Here is a 21907-nt window from a genome sequence, read left to right on the forward strand (position 1 = left end):
TAAGATGGCGATTACTCGGTTTCTTTCTTGGTTCTTACATAATCTAGTTTTCAAGGAACAATCAGGCTTATTAAGCCTTTCATTTTGAGGAATTGCTCCCTCAAAACTGAACAATCAAATCGTCAACAATCTTTGATGGAATGTAAATTCCATTTTCCTTAGAAAGGAGGTGATCCAGCCGCACCTTCCGATACGGCTACCTTGTTACGACTTCACCCCAATCATCTATCCCACCTTAGGCGGCTGGCTCCAAAAGGTTACCCCACCGACTTCGGGTGTTACAAACTCTCGTGGTGTGACGGGCGGTGTGTACAAGGCCCGGGAACGTATTCACCGCGGCATGCTGATCCGCGATTACTAGCGATTCCAGCTTCATGTAGGCGAGTTGCAGCCTACAATCCGAACTGAGAATGGTTTTATGGGATTTGCTCGACCTCGCGGTTTTGCTGCCCTTTGTACCATCCATTGTAGCACGTGTGTAGCCCAGGTCATAAGGGGCATGATGATTTGACGTCATCCCCACCTTCCTCCGGTTTGTCACCGGCAGTCACCTTAGAGTGCCCAACTGAATGCTGGCAACTAAGATCAAGGGTTGCGCTCGTTGCGGGACTTAACCCAACATCTCACGACACGAGCTGACGACAACCATGCACCACCTGTCACTCTGTCCCCCGAAGGGGAACGTCCTATCTCTAGGAGTGTCAGAGGATGTCAAGACCTGGTAAGGTTCTTCGCGTTGCTTCGAATTAAACCACATGCTCCACCGCTTGTGCGGGCCCCCGTCAATTCCTTTGAGTTTCAGCCTTGCGGCCGTACTCCCCAGGCGGAGTGCTTAATGCGTTTGCTGCAGCACTAAAGGGCGGAAACCCTCTAACACTTAGCACTCATCGTTTACGGCGTGGACTACCAGGGTATCTAATCCTGTTTGCTCCCCACGCTTTCGCGCCTCAGCGTCAGTTACAGACCAAAGAGTCGCCTTCGCCACTGGTGTTCCTCCACATCTCTACGCATTTCACCGCTACACGTGGAATTCCACTCTTCTCTTCTGCACTCAAGTCCCCCAGTTTCCAATGACCCTCCACGGTTGAGCCGTGGGCTTTCACATCAGACTTAAAGGACCGCCTGCGCGCGCTTTACGCCCAATAATTCCGGACAACGCTTGCCACCTACGTATTACCGCGGCTGCTGGCACGTAGTTAGCCGTGGCTTTCTGGTTAGGTACCGTCAAGGTACAAGCAGTTACTCTTGTACTTGTTCTTCCCTAACAACAGAGTTTTACGATCCGAAAACCTTCATCACTCACGCGGCGTTGCTCCGTCAGACTTTCGTCCATTGCGGAAGATTCCCTACTGCTGCCTCCCGTAGGAGTCTGGGCCGTGTCTCAGTCCCAGTGTGGCCGATCACCCTCTCAGGTCGGCTACGCATCGTCGCCTTGGTGAGCCGTTACCTCACCAACTAGCTAATGCGCCGCGGGCCCATCTGTAAGTGACAGCGTAAACCGTCTTTCAGCTTTTCCTCATGAGAGGAAAAGGATTATCCGGTATTAGCTCCGGTTTCCCGAAGTTATCCCAGTCTTACAGGCAGGTTGCCCACGTGTTACTCACCCGTCCGCCGCTAACTTTAAAAGCAAGCTTTTAAAGTCCGCTCGACTTGCATGTATTAGGCACGCCGCCAGCGTTCGTCCTGAGCCAGGATCAAACTCTCCAATAAAGAGTTGATTAGCTCATTGCTAAACTCTAGCTTTTTGTTACTTGTTGTCATTCTATAACGTTAGTTATAAAACGATTATTATCGACGTTTGTTTGTTCAGTTTTCAAAGAGCAATTTAGTTAGTCACTCAAGAAGCGACTTTTCTAATATAACATCTATCAACTTTCATTGTCAATAGTTTTTCAAAAATCTTTTTCGTCATTTACTTTAACATTTCATGTTGTTTCAGCGACGGATATTAATATAACATTGTTTAAAGTTAACCGTCAATACTTTTTTTAAAAATATTTCATTATTAAAAAGAAGTATCATTTCTATAAGAAGAATGTTTTTCTTCAAATAACATACACTTAATTAATATTTAGTGTTTACAATAAACCATTATAGGATATTATACTTTAGGTTTTTAAAAATCGTAAGATTGTATTTCGATTATTTTCCCTTGCACATTGTAGCCTTGTTTAATTTCCTGTTCTTTATATAGTGAGAATTAATAATCAACCACGACACTAGACTACAATAAATAAATACAGGAGAGGAAACATAGATGGATATCAATATAGATTTTTTATTAAAAATAGGTATTTCAGCTGGTCTCGGATTGATCATAGGATTAGAGCGAGAAATTAAACGTAAACCTGTTGGTCTAAAAACCAGTCTTGTAATAAGTATTGTTAGCTGCTTATTAACTATTATTTCAATTGAAGCAGCCTATAAATTCCCTGGTAGTGATCAAGTTAACATCCAAATGGATCCCTTGCGTTTACCGGCTCAAATTGTTTCTGGGATCGGTTTTTTAGGTGCTGGAGTTATACTTAGAAGAGGAAATGATAGTATTTCTGGATTAACTACAGCAGCTTTAATATGGGGAGCAGGAGGCATAGGTATTGCCGTTGGAGCTGGTTATTATGTAGAAGCTTTAATTGGTGTTGCCCTTCTATTAATTAGTGTTAAATTCATACCAATTTTTATGAGTATGATTGGTCCTCGTCAGCTGAGAGAAAAAGAAATTAAAGTAAAACTAAAAGCTGATCAAAAAGAAAACGTCTCAACTATTATTAAAGCGATACGTAATTTAAGAACAGGAATAAAACATATACGAATTAAAGACTTAGAAACGGGAGAACATTCAATTTACCTTATTATCATAGTTGATCAAAAAAGAGAAATAACTGATGTTTATAGAGATATTTCTGAAATTCATGGTGTGAAGGAAATTGAAATAGAGAGTTTAAATTGATTTCAATCATTAAAAAGAAGAAGGTTCATTTACTCCTCATTTGAACCATCTTCTTTTATACTTCCTATATAGTAGGTAATAGACATACCCTTACATATATTCCTTCATTATATTGAAATTTTTCAGCTCTATAATTCTAAATACATCTAAGCTAATCGATTAGATTAATATAGTGTTCTATTCATTCCAATTCAATAATTCATTCAACCACTTGAAGTTTTTATTAAATTTTGTATAATGTATATAGATATTATTATGGGGGCTTAGCTCAGCTGGGAGAGCGCTTGCATGGCATGCAAGAGGTCGTCGGTTCGATCCCGATAGTCTCCACCATATTTTTCATAATCTAACGACGATAATAGTCGTTTTTTTATTTTCTTTTCACAAAAAGGAAAAAGTATCCTCTTGTTCCCACAATAAATCATTTGCTACAGCCCTTCTATTCTCTCCTAATTTTACAACTGGATTTCCAGTCTATAAATTTTCATTAAATTTTTTTTATATTTTACTGGATTATATAGATTATTTGACGCACATTATGTATAATCAGCCTTATTGAAATTTTTTAGGTAGTATTAAAGGAGGTTATTCATGTTGGGAAAAGCATTAATTATTGGTGCTGGCGGAGTGGCAAGTGTTGTCGCACATAAATGCTGTCAAGTACCGGATGTATTCGAAGAAATTTGCATTGCAAGCAGAACACTTTCAAAGTGTGAAGCAATTAAAGATAAAATTGATGGTGGCAAAACAAAGGTTTCTGTTGCCCAAGTAGATGCCGATAAAACGGAAGAAGTAATTGAGTTAATCAATAGCTTTAAACCAGAAATCGTAATCAACGTTGCCTTACCATACCAAGATTTAACTATAATGGATGCGTGTCTAGCTACAGGGGTACATTACTTAGATACTGCAAACTATGAACCACCTGAAACAGCTAAATTTGAATATAAATGGCAATGGGAATATAAGCAAAAATTTGAAGAAGCTGGCTTAACTGCTCTTCTTGGAAGTGGGTTTGATCCAGGAGTAACAGGTGTTTTCACGGCTTATGCACAAAAACATCATTTTGATGAAATTAATTATATTGATATTGTTGATGCTAATGGTGGAGACCATGGCTATCCATTTGCTACAAACTTTAATCCAGAAATCAACATTCGTGAAATTACAGCGAACGGAAGATATTGGGAAAACGGCAAATGGATTGAAACACCACCGCTTTCTGAAAAAAGAGAATATGATTTAGATCAAATTGGTCCTAAAAATATTTATCTTTTATACCATGAGGAACTAGAATCATTAGCAGTAAATATTAAAGGACTTAAGAGAATCCGTTTTTGGATGACTTTCTCTGATAATTATCTAAACCACTTAAAGGTTCTTGAAAATGTTGGAATGACATCTATTGAACCAATCAATTATGAAGGAAAAGAGATTATCCCATTACAGTTTTTAAAAGAAATTCTTCCTGATCCTGCATCACTTGGACCAAGAACAAAAGGGAAAACTAATATTGGCTGTATCATTCAAGGTACAAAAGATGGAAAGCCTAAAACTTATTATGTATATAATATTTGTGATCACCAAGAGTGTTATCGCGAGGTAGGATCTCAAGCAATTTCATATACAACTGGTGTTCCAGCGATGATTGGTGCCATGCTTATCATGAAAGGTCAATGGAAGCGTCCAGGCGTTTACAATGTAGAGGAATTTGATCCAGATCCATTCATGGATGCTTTAAATAAATATGGATTACCATGGCAGGAGAACTTCTCTCCAACTCTTATAGATTGAGAGGAATGAAATGAAAAAGATTGATTTTACACAAGCTCCATCACCAAGTTACGTAGTGGACGAGCGTCTTTTAACAAGAAACTTAGAAATTTTACAGTCTGTACAGGAACGTACAGGAGCAAAAATTCTACTTGCATTAAAGGGTTTTTCCATGCATTCTGTATTTCCTCTAGTAGGTAAATACTTAGCAGGAGTAACATCCAGTTCGTTATTCGAAGCTAGACTTGGCTATGAGAAAATGGGAAAAGAAGTACATGCGTATGCACCTGCATATGCCGAAAGCGAGTTTGATGAATTACTTCAATATACTGACCATATCGTCTTTAATTCGCATAGTCAGTGGAATCGGTTTAAAGATAAGGTGCAAAATGCTGATAAGAAAATTGATGTAGGTCTTCGAATCAATCCTGAATACTCAGAAATTGAGACACAGCTTTATAACCCATGTGCTCCATACTCTCGATTCGGTATTACCTTGGATAACTTTAATCCAGAAGAATTAGACGGAATAGATGGACTTCATTTTCATACAATGTGTGAGCAAAATTCGGATACTTTAAAACGCACGATAAAAGTAGTCGATGAGAAGTTCGGCGAATATATAAAAAAAATGAAGTGGATTAATTTTGGTGGAGGACATCATATTACTCGTCCAGATTATGATATTGAAACTTTAGTTGAATCCATATTATTTATAAAAGAAAAATATAATGTAGATGTTTATTTAGAACCAGGTGAAGCTATTGCTTTGAATACAGGTTACTTAGTATCCACTGTCCTTGATATTGTTCATAATGGAATGGATATTGCTATACTTGATACATCAGCAACCTGTCATATGCCAGATGTACTTGAAATGCCATATCGACCTAATATTATTGATGCTGGAGAGCCTGGCGAAAATGAATATACCTATAGACTTGGCGGCATGACCTGCTTAGCCGGAGATGTTATTGGGGATTACTCTTTCAAAGAGCCACTAAAGCCTGGCGATAAAATTGTCTTCTGTGACATGGCCCACTATACAATGGTTAAAAACCATATGTTTAACGGTGTTAATTTACCTTCTATTGCTTCTTATAATGAAGAAGAAGGCTTAAAAGTTGTTCGCCAGTTTGTCTTCGAAGATTACAGTAATCGCTTATCTTAATTGAAACGATTCTAAAAGCGGATGTTTAAAAGAGGTTTTCTCCTTAAACATCCGCTTTTTATTTGTTACTGCAACTCTCTATACCACTTTAAAGAAAACAAGGTAAGACAATGGTAACTGCAGTTCCCCATCCTTCTTTACTTTTCACTACCATATCTCCCTTATTTTGCTTGAGAAGCTTTAGACATATCGTTAAGCCTATTCCAGTTCCTTTTTCTTTGCTTGTATAATATGGTTCTCCAATCCTAGCTAGCCTTTCTTTACTTATTCCGTCTCCATTATCAATTATTCTAATTCTACAAAAATCATCTTTTTGGTCGAGTATCGCTTTCACTTTCCCTGTTTGAGGTGCAACTGCCTCTATACTATTTTTCAATATATTTAATAAAACTTGTTTAAATTGAGAATTATCAATAGAAGCTATTAATTCTTTATTCTCCCTATTTTCTAAGATGATCTCTTTATTTTGTTCATTAGCCAGAGCATGAAATAGGACTTTTAGATTTTTTAATTCTAAAAATACTTTTGTACTCGGAAGAGCATTATTATCATTTGCTTTCGCCTCAGGCTTACTAAGTATAAGCAACTCTTTTAAGACTTCATTAATCCGATCAATTTCATCTAGTAATATCGTTTCATAACCCGATGCATCGTTTTTTTCCTTCAAAAGCTGGATAAACCCTCTAATAGTTGTCAACGGATTTCGAATTTCATGGGCAACACTAGCAGCCATCTCTCCTACCACTTTTAATTTTTCAGAAGAAATCATTAGTTGTTCATTATGCTTCTGATCCGTAATATCATGTCCAAAATAAATATGATATTCTTCTCCAGTACTATGTATAAGTTCTTTTTTCCCCCAAGTAATAAAATAGTTCTTCCCGCTGCTATCGACAAATCGATGTGGTTCGTCTGTCTCCATATTAATACGTTTTTCTATATAAGAAAATGGACGCCCTAACCAATTATTGTTTTCAAGCGATAATAGTTCTAAGAAGGACGGATTCATTTTTACTATTTGTTCCTTCTTATTTTTAACTAATAAATAATTCGGGTTTATATCCATAATAGCTTCGAGTAACTCACTTTGCCTCGATAACTCTGCATTCATATTATTCAAGTGTGTCGATTGCATTTGAAAAAAGCTTAAAAATAAAATAACGGCCGCGATCAAAGAGTTAAAACTAGAGAAAAATAATGGAATAAAAATAAAACCACTAAATACACCATTAATATAGATGATTAAAACAGCGATTACAAATTTGATATAAAAGCTTTTATAAATGGGATCCCTAATTTTAAAGGAAATCACCAATAAAATGATAGTGTTCAAATATAATAAAACAATATTTAAGATGAATAATACATTCCACTTTCCGTAAATCGGGAGAATATACTTAGATGAAAGTAAATTTCCATCCATTATAATAAAATCCTTCACACCAAGGCTAGTAAAATTAATAAAATAGGCAAATAAACTATATAAAATTAAAACGTATAAAAATGGTTTATTAAACAATACTCTAAATCGTTTAAACTCTTTATGTTCACTTACTAAATAATATGAAAAATAATACATAACTGGCATTATACAAATGGTTCCTAGCCGGAATATTTTAAATAAGAGTTCGATTGTCCCCTGACTTAAGAAATCTCCTGCATATAAAACTGCGATATCCATTTGCCAGAAGGAGAGCATACATAAGAAAAGAGATAAGGCTTTTGTTAATTGAGACTGTGAATAAAAAATAATAGTCACAGAAATAATGAGTGGAACTAACGAAACCATCAATAATAATATAGCTTCCACTTTATGCTCCTCCTTTTGTTATCATCGCGCACCCATTATTTCCTCCATATCCATGTGCTGTTACTAAAACGCGATCAACATCTTCTGTAATTAGCTGTGTCACTATTGGATAATCTCGATAATAATCATTTATTTCCTGACTTATGGTTGCAGGAATAAAGCTTTTTTTGATACTTATTAAAGAAGCTATTATTTGAAAAAGCGGCGAAACTCCCATAGCATGCCCGACCGTTCCCTTAATGGATGTAATAGGAATCTTAGATCCTTCAAAAAACCTCTTATATACACCGATTTCAATATGATCATTTTCCATTATTCCTAAAGCCTGACTATTTATGTAGGTTGGCATATTCTCCTGTAAACATTCAGCAACTGCTTTTTCCATAAGCAAACCTGTTGAGTCTGACTGAAAAGGAGAGATAGCGTCCTGTGTTACACTTGTAGCTTCTACTTTTCCTAATATGGATGCATGACGCTGAATGGCGACTTGCTCATTTTCAACAATTAAAACACCTGCTCCTTCCGAAATCGAAAATCCTTTCCCACCTGAAAATGGCCCAAAAGAGGGTTGAGGTTTATTTCCAGCTTGTAAAACACGATGTGGAAGGAACCCTTTTATTATAGGATCACAAATTGATTCATCACTAGCACCAACTATGCAAACATCAATTTGGTTTGACTCAATTAATATTCTCGCTAAATTTAATGCATCTATACCCGATGTACAACTATTTGCCAATGATAATGCTATACCATTTAACTGCAAATAAGCACTAATACTAGAAGATAGAGAATTAGCATTCATATTTCCAATAGTATAAGGAGAAAGCCTCTTGCCTTTTTCCAAAGAAAAAGTAGCTTTACTGATTTCTGCTAAGCCACCAGCCGAAGAACCGACAATGACTGCTGTTCGATAGTCTCTAACGCTTATATTGGCCTGTTCTATTGCTTCTTTACATGCATGGAGAATCATTCGAACAGGTTTAGACATTTTTTCTTGCCTTTTATGTACCTTGTTTATTTGCTCTTCCTTCACTCTACCTGTGTATATGTATTTCCCTTCATATTTCTCCTGTTTCAACATACTTTTATTACTTTGAAGCACTGTCATAAACTCTACTATATTGGAAAATCCTGCTCCTATTATTCCCATTCCAGTAATAACTGCTTTCATCTTAATTCTCCTATAAAAGTATTCATATATATATTACTATGAAAATCGTTTTACAGCAGTAAATTCCGAGAAATTTCTAAATTGCCACAAAACAAATAAAAAACTGCACGAAAGCATTTCCACCTTATAAGATAAATTGGCTAATTTCTTCAAGTACAAAATAATTAGCTTTATTCTATCTTATAAAGTTAAAATCTAACGTGCAGCCTATTCTAATCCTTTTTACTTACTGATACCCATTTTCTCTATCAGATGCTTCATCTTGGATTTCTTCTCTAAACGACTGAACTGCAGCTTCTCTTCTTTTATTCTTTTGTTGAATCATTTCTTTTTCATCAGAACTAGCATTTACCAGCGTTTCTTCCGCTTTATCAATATTTTCTAACGTGTTTTGTACCATGTCCTGTAATTTTTCTACATTATCAGAACGATTATCAGGGTTGGGCTTTTGATAACTCATGATGATTCCTCCTTCCTAATACACTACGTATGTATTTTGGTTATCTACGGAATTTTTTATACAAAGCTTCTCAACAAATGTAGCCTACCATTTATTTACAAGCACTACTTTTCCGACAGCATTGCCTGATTCTAGATATTCATGCGCTTTACTTATTTCCTCGAAAGAAAATGTTTTTTTATCAAGGAAGGGCTTTAACTTATTTTCTTCTACTATCTTCGTAATATTGCGTAAAATATTCCCATGCTCTATTCGCGAATCCTCATTAAGCATCTTGAGAAGCATAAATGTTACATGTAACGAAAGCCCTTTCGAATGTAAAGGAGTTAAATCATGTGTGGATCTAGCAGCAATTGTTAGAACACTTCCATTTAAAGCAGCTGCTTCAAATGAATGGTCTAGATTTCTACCGCCGACAGTATCAAAGATCAGCGGATAGCCTTTTCCAGCTGTATATTTATCAACATATTCTTTCACTGATACTTCTCGATAATTAATAATATGGTCTGCACCTATTTTTTTAACAATCGCTTGTTTTTCCATGGTTGAAACGGTTGTAGAGACAACGGCTCCAACCCATTTAGCGAGCTGAATGGCGATATGACCTACTCCGCCTGCTCCACCGTGAACAAGGATTTTATCTCCTTTCTTTAAACAACCTTTAGTAAATAAAGATTCCCATGCTGTTATCCCAACAAGGGGGATTGCAGCTGCTTCTTCCATGGTGATATTTCTTGGTTTATGTGCTATGAGTCGATAATCAGCAATCATATATTCAGCCAATGCACCTTGCATTCCCTTAAAACCGCCAGCACATCCATATACTTCATCGCCAATTTGAAAGGATGGTACTGCCTCTCCTACTTCTTCAATAACACCCGCTACATCTCCGTGTAAAATAGCGGGAAAAGCCGGAGAAACTCCCGGTACTGCTCCACCTCTCACTTTAAGATCAATAGGATTGACACTGGTAGCTTTTACCTTTATACGTACTTGATCTGGCAATAAATCAAGTGTTTCTATTTCCTTCAGCTTAAATACCGTAGAATCACCAAATGCTTCAATTATCATCGCTTTCAATGAAAATCATCTCCTTTCTCTCCATATTACCGAACCCAATCAATTTTTTCGAAAATTTAGTATTAAAATTTTTATTATTTACTTACCAACTCATAAAACGTTTCTATTTCATTAAAAATGGATATTAGTATCTTATATCTATCATAATAACAATATCATTAGCGATATTGATCGAGGAGGATACTAAAATGAATGACCTTGAAAATAAAGTAGCAATAATTACCGGCGCAGCTTCGGGGATTGGAAAAGCAGCAGCCATCTCACTTGCAAATAAAGGAATGAAAGTAGCGCTAGTGGACTTAAATGCTGATAATCTAGAAGAAGTGAAAGCAACAATTAATAAAAAAGGTCAAGAAGCGATCTCCTTAGAAGCGAATGTCGCAGAGCCTCCTTCCATTCAACAAGCTATTGAGGAAACCGTAAAAAAGTGGAATAGAATAGATACGGTTTTTATTAATGCGGGAATTAACGGAGCTGTGTCTTCTATCGAAGATCTTACACCCTCTGAATGGGATACAACCATTGAAACAAATTTGAAAAGTACTTTTTTAACTGTTAAATATAGCATTCCCCATATGAAAACCCATGGGGGCAGTATTATTATAACAAGCAGTATTAATGGAAATCGCATTTTTAAAAACTTCGGAATGTCTGCTTATAGTACATCGAAAGCTGGTCAAGTCGCATTTGGAAAAATGGCAGCATTAGAATTAGCTCAATACAAAATAAGAGTAAATATGATATGCCCTGGAGCAATTGATACAAATATAGAAAAGAATACTTTTAAAGATGAAGAACACTTAAAGGAAATAACCATCCCTGTTGAATATCCAGACGGGAACCAACCATTGGCCCAGCAATCCGGAAGCGCTCAGCAAGTAGCTGATCTAGTTTATTTCTTAAGTTCTGATTTATCTAATCATATTACTGGAACAGAAGTATATATAGATGGAGCTGAATCTCTCTTATAAAATTCCTAAAACCTACCTATTATCTGGTAGGTTTTTTTATAGGTTAAAAGCTATTTATCCATCTCATATGTATATATCATGACTCTACCGAACTCAAAGAGACATTTTTTCTTTATGCTATGCTAGAATAAAGAAAATGCAAAAAAAGGGAGAATTAATAGATGAATGAAATCATACAACATTTAAAAAAACATCGATCTTATCGTAAATATCAGGATAAAGAAATAAGTATAGAAACACTGCATTCAATTATAGAAGCAGTACAAAGTGCCCCTTCTTGGACTAATGGACAGCATGTTACAGCTATCTTGGTTCGTGATGAGGATAGAAAGAGACATTTAGCTGAATTATGTGGGAATCAAAAGCATGTTGAAAATGCTCCAGTCTTTCTTATATTTTGTGCTGATTTCTATCGAGCAAAGCTAGCTAGTGAAATGGAAGGAAAAGCATTTAAAGCAATCGAAGATGTTGATACACTCTTAATTGGGGCGACAGATGTTGGCCTGGCTATGCAAAATGCCATTACTGCTGCCGAATCACTCGGGCTAGGAACAGTTCCCATAGGTGGTATTCGACGAAACTCTTTGCAGGTAATTGACTTCTTGCAATTACCTAGCTATGTCATTCCAATTGCCGGACTTTGCCTTGGATACCCTGATGGAGATCCAGGATTAAAACCTCGATTACCTTTGGAAGCTGTTCTTCATGAAGAAAAGTATGATAGAAATCAACAGGAACTGCTTGAAAAATATAATGAAACATATAGCGAGTATTTAAAGAACAGAGGGGAAACTCCAGCGGGATGGACCAATCGCATTGCAAACTTCTATGATAAATCCTACTACCCAAGTAATGCTAAAATGATTAAACAACAAGGATTCCTAGCGAAAGATATGCAAGATAACAATTAAAATGAAAGTAGCTATTATTAAAATGACCTCATATACCCGTTTTGTAATAGCTATTTTCTTTATTTTATTTAGGAAAACTTATTTCAAAAGTAGCCCTTTTTCTAACATACGCACCATCCATTTCGCGATATAGAGTCAAAAACTTCTTAATTTATCCTTGAGATACTATCCTTTCTTCCATCTAAAAAAAGCAGTTATTCCTCTCCCTCCCTAAAGGAAGAGGAATAACTGCTTCTCTTTTTTTGTATCAGCTTAGATTACTTCTGGAAGAATAAAATAATTCGCTAGTTTAGCATTTACATGTGTCTGCCAATGATGTAACGGCACTGCATTCTTCTCTAATATTTTATAGGCATGAACCCATGCACTCATCTCTGCATTTACACGATAAGACCAATCATGCAACCACTTATCATGATCGAGGTCGCCATTCACATAATCAATAACATGGCCAATTTCATGTGCAAGTGCATAGATATTTTCCAATGTAAATTGATAAGGAACCGTTATATACATATTTGTATTAAAACTAATTTTTTTTGTCGAATCATATACAACCTTGCACCCTAATTCTTCCGCAGCCTTTACTACGTTCATAAATTTTTCTCTCGTAACTTTCATTCACATTTATCCCCTTTACCAAAATTTTCTACACTAAAAAATATATATTTATGTTTATTATGTTCAAATTCGGCTATATAACCAATGTAACGTTAATTAAAAATCTTTAATAGGAGTGATAGAAATGGCAGACAACAAAATGAGCAGAGAAGAAGCAGGTAGAAAAGGCGGAGAAGCTACTTCTAAAAATCACGATAAGGATTTTTATCAAGAAATCGGACAAAAAGGTGGACAAGCTACTTCTGAAAACCACGACAAAGAATTCTACCAAGAAATCGGTAAAAAAGGTGGAGAAACCACTGCTGAAAACCACGACAAGGAATTCTACCAAGAAATTGGTAAAAAGGGTGGAGAAACCACTGCTGAAAACCACGACAAGGAATTCTACCAAGAAATTGGTAAAAAGGGTGGAGAAGCTACTTCTGAAAACCACGATAAAGAATTCTACCAAGAAATTGGTCGAAAAGGTGGAAATTCACGTAACGACAATAACTAATGGATACAGTAATATCCACTCACCCATAGTAGGATATGGGTAACAATCAAATAGAAACTCCACCAAAACTAGTTAATTAACTAAAGTAATGAAGGATAAAAACTGAGAAACAACCATTTAAGGGGCTGACCTGTACAAGATTAAATCTTTGTATTAGGTCAGTCCTTTTACATTATTATATTATATCATATTTTATTCAGAAAAGTTATTCAAAAGATTTGATTTTGATATTTGTTAGCACTTAATACATATCAAAATCCACTTTTCCCATCCTTTTCTTTTCCATATTATATCTTTGTTCGGGAAATTTGTAATTTAATGCTATTATTTCCATACAACATTTGATAAAATATTTTTGTTAAGTTTTACAAAATTCGTTGATCACTCTCTTTAACACGATAAATATAATATAATATAATATACCTATTAAAATAACATAATTTATGATTTAAAATAACTATAATTGAGATTTTTTATAGATTATATTAATCTATTTTTATTGTAAATAGAGAGAGGGAGTAAAATCGTGGGCATCATTAATGCAGGTGAGTTTATAGAAACCGTTTATTTTAAAGGCCTCCAAATTTCGTTAATGGCTGCTGGAGATGGGACCGAAGTAATCTATCATAGATTACAACCTGGTTCTAGTTGGGCAATGACTCCTGAAGATAACTGGGATGGTTTTGAGTATTTTTATATACTTTCTGGTAAACTATCCCATCGGACTGATGAAAATATTATGGAAATGAAAGCAGGTCAAGCATTTTTTGAGAGCCCAATTCAAAAATATAGTATTTTTACCGCTGAGGAAATTACTGAATTTATATATATAACAAGTCAACCAGTTTTTCATTATTATAGTCAATGTTCCAAAGATTTAATGGAACTTGCTATTTCCATAGAAGAAAAAGATGGTTATACAGTAGATCATTGTGAAAGAATTAAACGCTATTCAATGTTAGTAGGAGAGGCATTAAACCTTAATCGAAAACAGATAACAAGATTAAACTTAGCATCTTTTTTTCATGATGTAGGTAAAGTTAGAGTTCCTTTAGAGATTTTACAAAAACCTACTAAACTAACAGAAGAAGAATGGGAAATTATGAAGAAACATACCATATTTGGTAGAGATTTATTAGAAGAAACAAAGATACCTGTTCTTTGTGAGGTTGGATTAATTGTGGAACAACACCACGAAAGATATGATGGAAAAGGTTATCCGAAAGGTCTGAAAGAAGATGAGATTACCATCGAATCTGCAATTATATCGGTTGTTGATTCCTTTGATGCAATGACTACAGACAGAGTATATAAAAAAGGTAAATCTGCCGAAGAAGCTTTTCAAGAAATTTTAAATAACCGGGGTACTATGTATCACCCCAAAGTGGTCGATACTTTTATAGCATTAAAAGAAAAGATATTAAACGAAAAGGGAGAGAGTTTATGAAAAAATTAGTATGGAGTTTATTAGCTGTTGTATTAATTGTATCCTTTCAAGTAAAGCCTGCTCAAGCTGCTTACTTACCTGAGTATGACAAATACATCGAAGTCTCTTATGATCAAGCAAGACAAATTGCAGATGCACTTGGACTTAAAAATGTACCACTAGGTGAACAGACTGCCCAGATTTCTTTTGACGTTCAAGAAAAAGTAATCGCAAAAATCGAAAAAATCCTTGGTAAAGAAATTGACCGTTACTATATATGGTTAACTGTTGACGGTGAAAAAGTGCTAGGAATTGACCCTCCACTTCCACAAGCTTAATACAAAAAAGCATCGAAAGCATAATTGGTTTTCGATGCTTTTTTATTCATTTCTTATCCTTATATCCTAATAGCCTTTACCTAGACTTCCATATTTACGTAAAATTAATAAGTAACTTTAGCCATCCAAAAAATGAAACCCATAATGGGATACTAATAATGACTCCCCATTTAAGTCCATTAAAAAAGTTTGTTTGTTCTTCCATCGTTATCCACTCCTTATTAGTAAGTAGATCTATACATTTATTATATCAGAAAACGCTTTCATTATTACTGATTTTCTTATAAGTTCCTTGCTTATATTATTAATTTGTATACCTTTATAAAATTATTCTCTTTTTTTAGCAATTTTAAACATGCAATTTATAATTACTCATGGAAAGTATCGTAATTTTTACCCCGAGTTAAATTTAAGTATGAAAAAAACCCGAAATCTCTTTCGGGTAAAATATATTTTAAGAGGGGAAACTCTTAACCTGTTTATAGAATACCGAATAATTATGAACAAATAATGAACAAAAGATTAAAAAATAAAAAAACTATTATAGATTAAGAGATACATCTTTATAGGAAAATGATTGAAAGTCAAATAATCCTTTATCCGTTAATTTCAAGGCAGGAATTACAGTTAATGATAAAAAGGATAAGGTCAAGAATGGATTGAAAGTAGCATACCCTTGCAGAATTTGGACCTTATGATTTAATATTTTTAGTTGTTCGTACACGGTTAAATAATCTTGATCAGAAATCAATCCAGCTATTGGTAAGGGAAGTGCCGCAACTACTTTACCTTCTGATACTACAACTATTCCTCCCTTTATTTCTTGTAACTCATGAATAGCAGAAAGTAAATCCTGATCATTTGTGCCAACTGCAACAATATTATGGGAATCGTGAGAAATGGTCGTGGCAATTGCACCTCTTTTAAAGCCAAACCCTTTCACAATCGCTTTTCCAATATTCCCCGTTTGATGATGTCTCTCTACTACTACAAGTTTTAGTTGATCCTTTTCCAATGATGGCTGAAAATAGCCATCTACCATTTGTACCTTTTCGATTACTTCCTTCGTTACAATACTATTAGGAATAATTTCAATTATATGGCAGCTTTCAGAAGTTAATGGCAGCTTTAAGTCAGCTGATGACAATTTTGCACAATTTATCGTCGGTAAATTCGTATCCAAATAGGATGACTTAAAGTGTTGAACTTTTCTTCTTAATTTTCCCTTTTCCACTACACATTGACCGTTTCTATATACACTATGAATGGAAAACTCCTCAAGATTATCTAAAAGTAGAAAATCTGCGCGGTAACCTGGAGAAACTGCCCCAATTGAATCTAACTGAAAACATTCGGCAGCGTTAATGGTGGCCATTTGAATAGCAATAATCGGATCTAATCCTTCTTCTATCGCTAATCTTACGCTATAATTCACACTCCCCTCTTCTACTAAATCATCTACCAATTTATCATCTGTTACAAACAAACATCTTCGTGAATTTCTAAGGGTTATCGCAGGTAATAAAGCCTTCAAATCTTTCGCAACCGTTCCCTCTCTTATCATTAGGTACATCCCTAAATCTAGCCGATCTTTTGCTTCTTGTAGTGTCGTTGCTTCATGATCATTTCGAATTTCAGCTGCGCTATATACATTTAATTTCTCTCGCTCAATTCCAGCAGCATGACCATCCATTAAACGATTATGTTTTTTTGTCAGAATAAATTTATCTATCATATCTGACTGCGTTTCATATACAGAGGGAAAATCCATTATTTCTGCTAATCCAAGTACTCTATCATGTGAATAAAATGGTGCTAAATCCTTTGCATATAACGTCGCTCCATTTGAGTCCTCTGGAACTGCAGGAACACAAGATGGTAACATGACGCGAATATCTATTGGAAGATCTTCCGAGGCATCCAACATATATTGAATCCCAGCTGCCCCTGCCACATTTGCAATTTCATGTGGATCTGTTATAACAGTCGTTACACCATGCAATAATAATATTTTGGTAAATTCCTGCGGTGTAAGCATACTACTTTCTATATGTACATGGCCATCAATGAGGCCCGGAACGATATATTTACCTTCGGCATCAATTATTTGTTTCCCTTGATAGCTCCCAATTCCTGCTATTCTGTCATCTGCAATTGCTACATCCCCGTCCATTAGTTCACCTGTAAAAACATTAACAATTTTACCATTCGTAATTACTATATCAGCTGGCTCTTTTTTGGCAGCAATTCTAATTCTTTTTTCCAATTTAGCTCTCAAGTCTGAATCCCCCCTCATTTTTATTCTGAATATTCAAATTTTTAATATTAATACATTACTTCTTAAAAAGAGATGAAACTATTTTATATTTTCTTAAAAACTCTTTCACAAAATTACTTTAAAAGAACTTTAATTCCTGAAGTAAATCAAAGAATAACCAAAATAGAAAGGGTATAATGAAGAATTATTTACGAAAGCTAGATGATAATAACTTAAATATATTTTTATTATTTTAATATATGTTGGTTTAATTTTCAATGAGTAAGAGTAATAAAACATATACATGCTTTCTATATTCCTTAAACAAAATATAAAATTAGTGGTAAGATAATTACGTGTCGTTACTATCGCTAGAGTTGTTAAGAAAGGAGATATATCTTTATGTATAAAGATTTAATTCTAGGCATGCTTCGGGCTGGCATTTTCGGCTTTGGTGGTGGTCCTTCTGTTATTCCTCTGTTTCGTCACGAAGCAGTAACAAAATATAAGTGGATGGCTAATGATGAATTTGGGGATGCTTTAGCAATTGCGAATACACTTCCTGGACCTATTGCCACAAAATTAGCTGCCTACATAGGTTATCATCAAAAAGGGATAATTGGAGCAATTGTAAGCGTAATTGCCCATATACTACCGACTTGTTTAGCAATGGTATTCTTATTTTCCTTTATATCTATCCTCAGTCATTCACCAATAATAACAAGTATGATTGGAGCAGTCGTTCCAGTTATTGCTGTTATGCTTGGCTTAATGGCATATGAGTTTGGGGAAAAAGCGGTCAAAGGCTTAGGAATCTATGCTGGAATTGGATTAACACTTGTCTGTCTTCTTTTGCTACAAGTATTTGCCATACATCCAGGTATTGTTGTACTTATTTTTCTTATCTATGGAGCATTTCATTTTAAATTAAAAGATAAACTTCTACATAAAAAAGAAAGAGGCATATAAGATGATTTTTGTAAGTATTTTCCTCAGTTTTCTTGTGGCAAATTTATTAGGTTATGGCGGTGGTCCAGCTTCCATTCCTTTAATGTATGAGGAGATAGTTAATCGATATAATTGGTTATCCAACATTGAATTTTCCAATATGCTCGCTTTTGCTAATGCTCTGCCTGGACCAATTGCTACCAAAATAGCTGCATATGTAGGCTTTGGAGTTGGAGGATGGGCTGGGTTTATTGTTGCTTTATTGGCCACTATTCTCCCTTCGGCAGTTGCTCTTATTTTCTTATTAAAATTAATGAAAAAACATCAAAATTCGAAGATTGTCAAAGGCATGACGCTTCTTGTACAGCCTGTAATAACAGCATTAATGCTAGTTTTAACCTATGAAATGTTTCAAGATTCCTATCATTCCATCGGTATCATTCAATCTGTTTGCATTGCTGTCATTGCCTTTTTATTACTGCAGAAGTGGAAGGTGCATCCTGCCCTAGTTATAATAATAGCCTTTCTATACGGAGGATTTATTGCTCCTCACATAAGCTAAAGGGTAGGGAATTTACCAAAATTACCAAAAGCAAAAAACTCTTTAAAAGAACCATATGATAGAATAAATAAGCTATGAAAGATAAATTAATATACGAAATAGCCTGAATGAGGCACTCAGGCTATTTCTTTCCTATTTACTTTCATACAAAGCTCGTAACTGTTTCCAGTCCTTTATTCTATTCAACTCTAAATGTTGATTATAGGGATGATCCTTCACATAAAGCCGTGTGGTAGACCCTTGAAGAGTTTCTAGAACAGCGGGTTTGTCATCAAAATAGTAGTCTAATTGAAGCTCCTGGATGATACAAATTTTCTCGTGATCTTCCATTCCACAAAAAAAATGACTATCAATCACCGGAAACCCTGCTTGCTTCATCCAATCTTTCGTCTTTTCGGCAAATTGTTTTTTTCGTGCTGTAATATAATAAACCTCATGACCATTACTAACAAGTTCATTTAGCGCTTCAATGGCATCTGGAAAAGGAGGACAATTTGTAAAATAAATTTCTTCCCTTAGAGTGTTCCAAAGCTGCTTTCCTTCAGTAGCATTTAATCCAAATGGTTCGTGAATTTCAACCGTTTTTAATGCATGGAAGTTTTCTAATGCAATATTTTTCTGTAACTTATGATTATAAAGTTCAAAAGCATGTTGTCTTAAATTGATAAGTGTATCGTCTATATCAAAACCAAACTTCATTATTTCCTCCACAGAAATACTAATTAATTATATCGGGATAAGCTGTTATTTTCATATCCTTGCCCACCCATTCCGTCTTTTCAAATCTTAAGGGAACTGCTTCATCTACTGTATCAATATCTTCTCCTTTAAATGGTGTATAGGAATTGGCACCGCCTACTATTTTAGGAGCAATATATACTAAATACTTCTGAATAAGCCGTTGACGCATAAAGCTTGCATTTACTTCACTTCCGCCTTCCAGAAGAATATCTGTAATTCCACGTTTATATATTTCCTTTAAAACTATCTCCAAGTCTAATTTTCCCTGAATAGAAGGAACTGTGAATAATTCTACACCCTTTTCTTTTAAAGCAACTGCTTTCTCTGATTGAAGGGTAGCACTTGTAGCAATGATTGTTTTTGCTTCCCTACAATCAGTAATATTAGCCTCTAGAGGTGTTTTTAAATTGGCGTCCAAAATAATCCGAATTGGATTCTTTGCTGGTCCCTCTAATCGAGTTGTCAATTTAGGATTATCAGCGAGCACAGTACCAACACCAACTAAGATTGCATCTACTTCATTTCTTAAAAAGTGCACTTCTTTTCTTGCTTCTTCTCCTGTAATCCATTGACTATGTCCTGTATGGGTAGCAATTTTGCCGTCTAATGTCATTGCTACCTTAGATATAACAAAAGGTTTTTCATGTATCATATTATGAATAAAACGTTCGTTTAATTGCTGGGCTTCTTTTTTTAGAACACCAACTTCAACTTCAATTCCTGCTTCCCTCAAGATGTTAATACCTCGTCCTGCAACTTGCGGATTGGGATCTTCTGTCGCTACTACCACTCTTTTGACTCCAGAGTCTTTCACTAAAAGTGCACAAGGTGGTGTTTTCCCATAGTGTGAGCATGGTTCTAGCGTCACATAAAGAGTTGCATCTTTTGCGTGGTCTCCAGCCATTTTAAAAGCATGGACCTCAGCGTGTGGCTCTCCTGCTTTGCGATGGAGACCAGTTCCGACAATTACGCCGTCCTTTACAATGACAGCTCCGACAACTGGATTGGGATTTGTCTTACCAAGTGCAGATGCTGCAAGGTCTAATGCGAGTCTCATGTAATCTTGATCATGTTTCATACCTTATTCTCCTTAAATGGTCACTGTATTTTTCAAGGGAATATGACCAGATTTATTCACTTTCGTGTTTAAATAATTCTCATTATAGGATGAGACATCCCCCCATAAGGGAATATTTTCTTCTGCTGTAAGACCAAGTTTTTTTAGTGCATCAAGCTTCTTTGGATTGTTAGTTATTAATTTAACTGGTTTTTGTCGTAGTGCTTGAAGAACTTTAATTGGTGCTTCATAACTTCTTAAATCATCTGGGAAATCTAATGCGAGATTTGCCTCCACAGTATCTAGACCATTTTCTTGTAAAAGGTAAGCAAGGGATTTAGTAAATAGCCCAATACCTCTTCCTTCATGATTAGCTAAATAAAAGAGAGCTCCATTTCCATTCTCTACAATCATACGCATCGATTCTTTTAATTGATATCCGCAATCACAACGTTTACTACCAAAAATGTCGCCAGTATGACATATACTATGCATACGTATTAATGCATTTTCTGCATTTTTGAAGTCACCGTATACTAAAACAGAGGATTGTTGATAATCTGCTAAATGTAAATTCGGTAAAGAGCGAAGCACTTCCTCTTTCGTTTCATCCTTCTTTATCGGTAACCATGTGTACCATTGGAATGTCACAACTTGATCGTCCAATTGAACTGGCAATTTTACTGGTCCGACTAAACTTAAATTCTGTTCTTCATTAAATGCGATTATTTCCATCTTATTTTGAAGAAGATCGATAACATTTTGATCCATTACAAAATCTCCTTTATCTTCTGTTATATTCTTAATTATATTTCTTATTGGTATAAAATTTTAGATTATAAAACGATAGACAAACCTCTAGATATAAGAAATAGCTGTTTATTTATGATCTATTTATTTAATCTCTTCGAATCTAATATTGCTTTCCGTGGGGCTCACGGTAATCCCACAGGAGTCTCCCCCTTTTCACTTCAAGCAACGCATAAAAATGTACCTTTCCTTTTTAAATATCTTTTTGACAATAAACTGATACTTACGATACGTAAGTAAGTTTATTATCATAAGATACGCTCGTCAAGAAATCAGCTCGATTTAATTAACATAAACCAATTGGATTACTCAACTTTTAACCTTCATCTTTTTATGATTATAATCATATAG

At 35.2% G+C, this 21907-nt stretch carries 19 protein-coding genes, 1 tRNA gene and 1 rRNA gene; 11 read left to right on the forward strand and 10 right to left on the reverse strand.

Annotated features, from left to right (window positions below):
- Positions 1-162: 162 nt before the first annotated feature.
- Positions 163-1710, reverse strand: a 16S ribosomal RNA gene (locus tag NX902_RS18335).
- A gap of 547 nt (positions 1711-2257) precedes the next feature.
- Here NX902_RS18335 and NX902_RS18340 point away from each other — a divergent pair.
- The 4 genes from NX902_RS18340 to nspC all read left to right on the forward strand — a co-directional run bounded on the left by NX902_RS18340 (position 2258) and on the right by nspC (position 5894).
- On the forward strand, positions 2258-2950 hold the full coding sequence (locus tag NX902_RS18340; RefSeq protein WP_095330622.1) for an MgtC/SapB family protein: 693 nt from the start codon (positions 2258-2260) through the stop codon (positions 2948-2950).
- A gap of 257 nt (positions 2951-3207) precedes the next feature.
- A tRNA-Ala gene (locus NX902_RS18345) sits at positions 3208-3283 on the forward strand.
- Between the two features lie 261 nt (positions 3284-3544).
- A complete protein-coding gene (locus tag NX902_RS18350; RefSeq protein WP_123260965.1) occupies positions 3545-4744 on the forward strand; it encodes a saccharopine dehydrogenase family protein in 1200 nt (399 codons plus the stop codon).
- 10 nt (positions 4745-4754) lie between these two features.
- Entirely contained in the window at positions 4755-5894 is a 1140-nt protein-coding gene (gene nspC / locus NX902_RS18355; protein WP_163187768.1) for a carboxynorspermidine decarboxylase, read from the forward strand.
- Positions 5895-5982: 88 nt separating this feature from the next.
- On the opposite strand, the gene NX902_RS18360 is transcribed toward nspC, so the two are convergent.
- From NX902_RS18360 to NX902_RS18375, 4 genes are all read right to left on the reverse strand, one after another.
- The gene (locus NX902_RS18360; RefSeq protein WP_095330618.1) at positions 5983-7704 is read right to left on the reverse strand and encodes an ATP-binding protein; all 1722 of its coding nucleotides are present in this window, start codon (positions 7702-7704) and stop codon (positions 5983-5985) included.
- 1 nt (position 7705) lies between these two features.
- Complete coding sequence (locus NX902_RS18365; RefSeq protein ID WP_095330616.1) at positions 7706-8878, reverse strand: beta-ketoacyl synthase N-terminal-like domain-containing protein; 1173 nt, start codon at positions 8876-8878, stop codon at positions 7706-7708.
- Positions 8879-9104: 226 nt separating this feature from the next.
- Positions 9105-9338 (reverse strand): small acid-soluble spore protein Tlp, encoded by a 234-nt coding sequence (gene tlp / locus NX902_RS18370; RefSeq protein ID WP_047942182.1) that lies wholly within the window; start codon positions 9336-9338, stop codon positions 9105-9107.
- Positions 9339-9422: 84 nt separating this feature from the next.
- Positions 9423-10418, reverse strand: a complete 996-nt coding sequence (locus NX902_RS18375; protein ID WP_095330615.1) for a zinc-dependent alcohol dehydrogenase family protein — start codon at positions 10416-10418, stop codon at positions 9423-9425.
- Positions 10419-10606: 188 nt separating this feature from the next.
- On the opposite strand from NX902_RS18375, the gene NX902_RS18380 reads away from it, so the two are divergent.
- Complete coding sequence (locus tag NX902_RS18380) at positions 10607-11389, forward strand: SDR family oxidoreductase (protein ID WP_171509867.1); 783 nt, start codon at positions 10607-10609, stop codon at positions 11387-11389.
- A 161-nt stretch (positions 11390-11550) separates the two neighbouring features.
- Positions 11551-12300 (forward strand): NADPH-dependent oxidoreductase, encoded by a 750-nt coding sequence (locus NX902_RS18385; RefSeq protein WP_171509868.1) that lies wholly within the window; start codon positions 11551-11553, stop codon positions 12298-12300.
- Between the two features lie 252 nt (positions 12301-12552).
- On the opposite strand, the gene NX902_RS18390 is transcribed toward NX902_RS18385, so the two are convergent.
- A complete protein-coding gene (locus NX902_RS18390; RefSeq protein WP_171509869.1) occupies positions 12553-12921 on the reverse strand; it encodes a hypothetical protein in 369 nt (122 codons plus the stop codon).
- 124 nt (positions 12922-13045) lie between these two features.
- Here NX902_RS18390 and gsiB point away from each other — a divergent pair, with 124 nt between their 5' ends.
- From gsiB to NX902_RS18405, 3 genes are all read left to right on the forward strand, one after another.
- A complete protein-coding gene (gsiB, locus tag NX902_RS18395) occupies positions 13046-13417 on the forward strand; it encodes a glucose starvation-inducible protein GsiB (protein ID WP_163187772.1) in 372 nt (123 codons plus the stop codon).
- Positions 13418-13943: 526 nt separating this feature from the next.
- Positions 13944-14864, forward strand: a complete 921-nt coding sequence (locus NX902_RS18400; RefSeq protein ID WP_171509870.1) for an HD-GYP domain-containing protein — start codon at positions 13944-13946, stop codon at positions 14862-14864.
- Positions 14861-15181 (forward strand): 8-amino-7-oxononanoate synthase, encoded by a 321-nt coding sequence (locus tag NX902_RS18405; RefSeq protein WP_123260655.1) that lies wholly within the window; start codon positions 14861-14863, stop codon positions 15179-15181. The genes NX902_RS18400 and NX902_RS18405 overlap by 4 nt, the downstream gene beginning before the upstream one ends.
- A gap of 541 nt (positions 15182-15722) precedes the next feature.
- Here the strand turns inward: NX902_RS18405 and ade are convergent.
- Complete coding sequence (ade, locus tag NX902_RS18410; protein ID WP_171509871.1) at positions 15723-17477, reverse strand: adenine deaminase; 1755 nt, start codon at positions 17475-17477, stop codon at positions 15723-15725.
- A 363-nt stretch (positions 17478-17840) separates the two neighbouring features.
- Between ade and NX902_RS18415 the strand changes: the two genes are divergently transcribed.
- Together NX902_RS18415 and NX902_RS18420 are read left to right on the forward strand one after the other, a co-directional pair.
- Entirely contained in the window at positions 17841-18407 is a 567-nt protein-coding gene (locus tag NX902_RS18415) for a chromate transporter (RefSeq protein ID WP_095330602.1), read from the forward strand.
- Between the two features lies 1 nt (position 18408).
- Positions 18409-18948, forward strand: a complete 540-nt coding sequence (locus NX902_RS18420) for a chromate transporter (RefSeq protein ID WP_095330600.1) — start codon at positions 18409-18411, stop codon at positions 18946-18948.
- 132 nt (positions 18949-19080) lie between these two features.
- Here NX902_RS18420 and NX902_RS18425 read toward each other — a convergent pair whose 3' ends face one another.
- The 3 genes from NX902_RS18425 to NX902_RS18435 are packed head-to-tail and all read right to left on the reverse strand — an operon-like array spanning position 19081 to position 21517.
- The gene (locus NX902_RS18425; RefSeq protein ID WP_341160889.1) at positions 19081-19647 is read right to left on the reverse strand and encodes a 5' nucleotidase, NT5C type; all 567 of its coding nucleotides are present in this window, start codon (positions 19645-19647) and stop codon (positions 19081-19083) included.
- 19 nt (positions 19648-19666) lie between these two features.
- Positions 19667-20767, reverse strand: a complete 1101-nt coding sequence (ribD, locus tag NX902_RS18430; protein WP_171509872.1) for a bifunctional diaminohydroxyphosphoribosylaminopyrimidine deaminase/5-amino-6-(5-phosphoribosylamino)uracil reductase RibD — start codon at positions 20765-20767, stop codon at positions 19667-19669.
- Positions 20768-20779: 12 nt separating this feature from the next.
- Positions 20780-21517, reverse strand: a complete 738-nt coding sequence (locus NX902_RS18435; RefSeq protein ID WP_095330594.1) for a GTP cyclohydrolase II — start codon at positions 21515-21517, stop codon at positions 20780-20782.
- Positions 21518-21907: the final 390 nt, after the last annotated feature.

It is taken from the genome of Niallia sp. FSL W8-0954 (assembly GCF_038005605.1).
Taxonomy (GTDB): domain Bacteria; phylum Bacillota; class Bacilli; order Bacillales; family Cytobacillaceae; genus Niallia; species Niallia circulans_A.

Bases quoted from the DNA above. Each gene is read 5' to 3' on its own strand.
- NX902_RS18415 (WP_095330602.1), top strand. From the start codon at position 17,841: ATGTATAAAGATTTAATTCTAGGCATGCTTCGGGCTGGCATTTTCGGC.
- ade (WP_171509871.1), bottom strand. From the start codon at position 17,477: ATGAGGGGGGATTCAGACTTGAGAGCTAAATTGGAAAAAAGAATTAGA.
- NX902_RS18380 (WP_171509867.1), top strand. From the start codon at position 10,607: ATGAATGACCTTGAAAATAAAGTAGCAATAATTACCGGCGCAGCTTCG.
- nspC (WP_163187768.1), top strand. From the start codon at position 4,755: ATGAAAAAGATTGATTTTACACAAGCTCCATCACCAAGTTACGTAGTG.
- NX902_RS18340 (WP_095330622.1), top strand. From the start codon at position 2,258: ATGGATATCAATATAGATTTTTTATTAAAAATAGGTATTTCAGCTGGT.
- NX902_RS18435 (WP_095330594.1), bottom strand. From the start codon at position 21,517: ATGGATCAAAATGTTATCGATCTTCTTCAAAATAAGATGGAAATAATC.
- NX902_RS18405 (WP_123260655.1), top strand. From the start codon at position 14,861: ATGAAAAAATTAGTATGGAGTTTATTAGCTGTTGTATTAATTGTATCC.
- NX902_RS18420 (WP_095330600.1), top strand. From the start codon at position 18,409: ATGATTTTTGTAAGTATTTTCCTCAGTTTTCTTGTGGCAAATTTATTA.
- NX902_RS18425 (WP_341160889.1), bottom strand. From the start codon at position 19,647: ATGAAGTTTGGTTTTGATATAGACGATACACTTATCAATTTAAGACAA.
- NX902_RS18385 (WP_171509868.1), top strand. From the start codon at position 11,551: ATGAATGAAATCATACAACATTTAAAAAAACATCGATCTTATCGTAAA.
- gsiB (WP_163187772.1), top strand. From the start codon at position 13,046: ATGGCAGACAACAAAATGAGCAGAGAAGAAGCAGGTAGAAAAGGCGGA.
- tlp (WP_047942182.1), bottom strand. From the start codon at position 9,338: ATGAGTTATCAAAAGCCCAACCCTGATAATCGTTCTGATAATGTAGAA.
- NX902_RS18365 (WP_095330616.1), bottom strand. From the start codon at position 8,878: ATGAAAGCAGTTATTACTGGAATGGGAATAATAGGAGCAGGATTTTCC.
- ribD (WP_171509872.1), bottom strand. From the start codon at position 20,767: ATGAAACATGATCAAGATTACATGAGACTCGCATTAGACCTTGCAGCA.
- NX902_RS18390 (WP_171509869.1), bottom strand. From the start codon at position 12,921: ATGAAAGTTACGAGAGAAAAATTTATGAACGTAGTAAAGGCTGCGGAA.